This window comes from Xylanibacter ruminicola, from assembly GCF_900142525.1.
Classification (GTDB): Bacteria; Bacteroidota; Bacteroidia; order Bacteroidales; family Bacteroidaceae; genus Prevotella; species Prevotella ruminicola_A.
The window spans coordinates 1-1,549 of the sequence record NZ_FRBD01000054.1; the positions used below are offsets into that span (position 1 = coordinate 1).

Genomic DNA, 1,549 nt, shown 5'->3' on the forward strand with positions numbered 1-1,549 from the left:
GAAACCATGAACACCCGCAAGCTGGCCAACCACATCAGTGAGCATGGTAGCGTGTACACCAGCGACGTGGTGTTTGGTGTGCTGGAGAAGTTCCGCAGCTGTCTGGTAGAGATGCTGCTGGAGAGCAAGCGTGTGAAGATTGAGGGTCTGGGTACCTTCTTCACCACCCTCGAGAACCAGGAGGGTGGATGCGCAAAGAAGGAGGACTTCAATGTGCAGAAGAACTTGAAGGCCCTGCACATCCGATTCATGCCTGAGGGCGAACAGGAGATGAACATCTCCAGTCGCGAGTTCATCAAGAAGGCTGAGTTCGTGAATGCCGAGGCGTTTGCAGGTGCGCTGGTAGAGGATTCGGGTAGCGAGGAGGACGATGGGCCAACTGGTGGCTACACGCCTAATCCGGGGGATTAAGTAATCGGGGGTACCACCGAAAGTATTAACCATTAAAATTCAAAATCAACCATGACCAAGAAAGAAACCATTAAATTTATCGTGCAGATTATTGCATCTGTGGCTACGGCCATTGTGACGGCACTGGGAGCAACATCTTGTATGGGGATGTAGCAACAACAACCCAGAAGAGAGGAACGGGCAGAAATGCTTGTTCCTCATCCCCATCAGGATAATAATAGTTATTCGTTCAGTCAAAGTGAACAGTTCTTTTTTTTCATCAATTGCGATATTTTCAAGTTTTTAGCTAATTATTTGCATATTTCGCATATTTATCGTACATTTGCACCCAAACATAACATAAAAGGAGATTGAATATGGATGCACCAAATTTACAGTCATCGCCATTCACCCCATTCCAGATTGAGATGCTGGAACTTATTTCCAGAGTCAAATCAGAAGAGGAGATGAAAGACATTCGCCGCTTGCTCGGACAGTATTTCGCCAAGCAGGCAGAAGATGCCATGGATCGTCTTTGGGACGAAGGCAAAATCAATGATACCGTCATTGAAGAATGGAAGAACGAACACATGCGCACGCCATATAACCAATGATGAACATCGTTCTTGATACCAATTGTCTGCTGATGTCTCTCTCGCGTCGCAGCCAATACTATCCCGTCTGGCGAGATTTCGTAGATGGCAAATATACTCTTTGCGTTACCAATGAGATCTTGGCCGAATACGAAGAGATTCTTACCCAAAAGGTTGGTCCTCAGATTGCATCCAACATCATTCAAGCCCTTCTCGACCTTCCAAATACTAGAATGGTTCAGGTGTATTATCATCTTCGGCTTATCACAGCCGATCCTGACGATGACAAGTTCGTGGATTGTGCCTTTAAAGCCAACGCAAAATACATCGTAACCCAAGACCATCATTACGATGTTCTCCGCAATACTCCATTCCCCAAAATCGAGGTTATTGATATTGACGAGTTTCTGAGTATTCTGCGATAGCTTCACTATTTTACGATTTCAATCTTCCATCCCATTTTCAGAACTTCATAATATTCATTGTTCTATTCTGTTTTTATTTGGTTTTAGTAGAGCAAAGGTACTTATTTTCCTTGAACCAAGCAAATATTTACGCACAAAAAA

The 1,549-nt window shown here is 44.4% G+C and carries 4 protein-coding genes; all 4 read left to right on the forward strand.

The genetic code is table 11. The features are described from left to right. On the forward strand, positions 1–411 hold a 411-nt coding region (locus BUB86_RS16845; RefSeq protein ID WP_073211892.1), incomplete at its 5' end, for a hypothetical protein. A 51-nt stretch (positions 412–462) separates the two neighbouring features. Then, the gene (locus BUB86_RS17810; protein WP_175549540.1) at positions 463–564 is read left to right on the forward strand and encodes a smalltalk protein; all 102 of its coding nucleotides are present in this window, start codon (positions 463–465) and stop codon (positions 562–564) included. A 203-nt stretch (positions 565–767) separates the two neighbouring features. Beyond that, positions 768–1,004 (forward strand): hypothetical protein, encoded by a 237-nt coding sequence (locus BUB86_RS16850; protein WP_028903529.1) that lies wholly within the window; start codon positions 768–770, stop codon positions 1,002–1,004. Then, positions 1,001–1,408 carry a putative toxin-antitoxin system toxin component, PIN family gene (locus tag BUB86_RS16855; protein WP_028903528.1) on the forward strand — a complete coding sequence of 136 codons (408 nt, stop codon included), beginning with the start codon at positions 1,001–1,003 and terminating at the stop codon, positions 1,406–1,408. The genes BUB86_RS16850 and BUB86_RS16855 overlap by 4 nt, the downstream gene beginning before the upstream one ends. The last annotated feature ends 141 nt before the right edge of the window (positions 1,409–1,549 follow it).

Coding starts and splice junctions, on each gene's coding strand:
- BUB86_RS17810 (WP_175549540.1), top strand. CDS start 463: ATGACCAAGAAAGAAACCATTAAATTTATCGTGCAGATTATTGCATCT.
- BUB86_RS16850 (WP_028903529.1), top strand. CDS start 768: ATGGATGCACCAAATTTACAGTCATCGCCATTCACCCCATTCCAGATT.
- BUB86_RS16855 (WP_028903528.1), top strand. CDS start 1,001: ATGATGAACATCGTTCTTGATACCAATTGTCTGCTGATGTCTCTCTCG.